Here is a 2,679-nt window from a genome sequence, read left to right on the forward strand (position 1 = left end):
CCTCCAGGAAAACCACCCCACCCCGGATACCCACCGCCTCCAGGAAGGCGACCTCCTCCGGAAGAGGGACCTCGCTCCGGAAGGCGACCGCGCCCCGCGAGACGAGGTGCGCGGCGATCCGCAGGAGGAGGCGCGGGCGGCGCTCGTCCGAGCCCTGGCCCTGGCCGAGCAGCTCCCGTCGGTGCAGCCCGGCATGCTCGAATGCTGGTCGGGCCTGGCCGAGCTGTTCTGGCAGCTCAACCCGCGGCCCGGCCGGGCGACCGCGCGCGTGCTCCTCTCCCGCCTGTCCGCGTACGCCGCCCGCAACCCCGGTGCCGCGGCCAGGATCGGCTGGGCCCGGGCCCTGGTCCTGGCGGGGGCGGGCAGAAGGCGAGCGGCGAGGCGGGCGGCCGAGCAGGCCAGAGCCGCAGCGGACCGCCTGTCCGTCCCCTACGACCGCCGCCGGGCGGACGAGCTGGCCCGCCACCTGCAGCCAAGGGCCTTTCCTGGCCGGTCTCCGGATCGTTGACCCGCGCCGGCGCCTCAGAGCACCCCGGCGTGAAAGTTTCACCGTCTTCGACGGCCGTTGGTGCGCAGGCGTTGACGGGAGCGGCGGGGGGAAAGGAGGATCGGATCGCTCCATTGGGAGCGCTCCCACCCCTGCGAAGGACCTCCATGACCCGACGCCGAGCCGCCTTACTGGCCCTTTTCACCATGGTCGCCCTGTCCCCCGCCCTTTCTCCCGGCCTGGCCGCCCAAGCCGCCGACGAGGGACCCGAGCAGATCGTGAACGGCACCTTCGACGCCGGCACCTCCCCCTGGTGGGGCACCGGCAACCTCACCCTCGCCGTGGACGACGGCCGCCTGTGCACCGACATCCCCGGGGGCACCACCAACCCGTGGGACGTCATCATCGGCCAGGACAACCTCCCGCTGGTGGCAGGCGAGACGTACGCGTACCGGTTCAGTGCCTCCGCGACCCCCGCCAAGGTCGGCAAGGCGCTGATCCAGCTCCCGGTGGACCCGTGGACGCAGTATCTGGCGGCCAACCCCGAGCTGAGCGTCTCGGGCAACGACTACTCCTACACGTTCACCGCCCCCGTGTCGCTGCCGAACGCCCAGGTCGCCTTCCAGCTGGGCGGCAGCGCCGAGCCCTGGAGGTTCTGCATGGACGACGTGTCGCTCAAGGGCGGCGCCGAGCCGGAGGTGTACGAGCCGGACACGGGTCCGCGCGTCCGCGTGAACATGGTCGGCTATCTCCCCTCGGGCCCGAAGAAGGCCACCGTCGTGACGACGGCGACCGAGCCGCTGGAGTGGGAGCTCAAGAACGACGGCAAGGAGACGGTCGCCACCGGCAGGACCGCGCCGAGAGGCGTGGACGCCAGCTCGGGCCAGAACGTGCACACGCTCGACTTCGGCTCCTACCGCAAGCCGGGCAAGGGCTACACGCTGACGGCGGACGGCGAGACGAGCAGGCCGTTCGACATCGGCGCGGACATCTACGACGCGCTGCCGGCCGACGCGCTGAAGTTCTACTACACCCAGCGCAGCGGCATCGAGATCCTCGACAGCCTCAGGCCCGGCTACGGCAGGCCGGCCGGCCATGCCGGCACCGCGCCGAACCAGGGTGACGTGAGCGTGCCCTGCCAGCCGGGCGTCTGCGACTACTCGCTGAACGTCAAGGGCGGCTGGTACGACGCCGGCGACCACGGCAAGTACGTCGTCAACGGCGGCATCTCGGTCTACCAGCTCATGGCGACGTACGAGCGGGATCAGGCGGCCTTCAAGGACGGCCAGCTCGCCATCCCGGAGAGCGGCAACGGCCGGCCGGACATCCTGGACGAGGCCCGGTGGGAGCAGGAGTTCCTGCTGAGCATGCAGGTGCCGGACGGCAAGCCGCTGGCGGGGATGGCGCACCACAAGATCCACGACCAGAACTGGACGGGCCTGCCGCTGCTGCCGCACCTGGACCCCCAGCTGCGCGAGCTGCACCCGCCCTCGACGGCCGCCACCCTCAACCTGGCCGCGACGGCGGCGCAGGCGGCCCGGCTGTACGCCCCTTATGACGCGGAGTTCGCCGCCAGGAACCTCAAGGCGGCCCGCAAGGCGTGGGCGGCGGCCAAGGCGAACCCGGCGAAGTACGCCGACCCGAACGACGGCATCGGCGGCGGCTCCTACAGCGACGGCGACGTGAGCGACGAGTTCTACTGGGCGGCGGCGGAGCTGTTCATCACGACGGGCGAGAAGGAGTTCAAGGACTTCGTGCTGGCCTCGCCGCACCACACCGGCGACATCTGGCGCGATCGCGGCTTCGACTGGGGCAACACCGCCCAGCTCGGCCGCCTGGACCTGGCGACCGTGCCCAACGGGCTGCCCGACCGGGCCCGGGTGCGGCAGTCGGTGCTCGAAGGGGCCGAGAAGTACCTGGCGGTCCAGCGGGCGCACCCGTACGGGCTGCCGTACAACCCGCCCGACTTCGACTGGGGCTCGAACAACCTGGTGCTGAACAACCTGGTGGTCCTGGCCACGGCCTACGACCTGACCGGGCAGGAGAAGTACCGTGCGGCCGTACGCGAGGGGATGGACTACCTGCTCGGCCGCAACGCGCTCAACCAGTCGTACGTGACCGGCTACGGCGAGGTCGCCTCGAAGAACCAGCACAGCCGCTGGTACGCGCACCAGCTCGACCCCGCCCTGCCC

Annotated in this window: 2 protein-coding genes; both read left to right on the top strand. The window is 71.5% G+C overall.

Annotation, left to right across the window (positions count from 1 at the left end):
* On the top strand, nt 1-508 hold a 508-nt coding region (locus ETD85_RS61525), incomplete at its 5' end, for a hypothetical protein (RefSeq protein WP_206059637.1).
* 146 nt (nt 509-654) lie between these two features.
* A partial coding sequence (locus ETD85_RS61530) for a glycoside hydrolase family 9 protein (protein ID WP_170247499.1) occupies nt 655-2,679 on the top strand: 2,025 nt, incomplete at its 3' end.

Source organism: Nonomuraea zeae (genome assembly GCF_005889725.1).
Taxonomy (GTDB): domain Bacteria; phylum Actinomycetota; class Actinomycetes; order Streptosporangiales; family Streptosporangiaceae; genus Nonomuraea; species Nonomuraea zeae.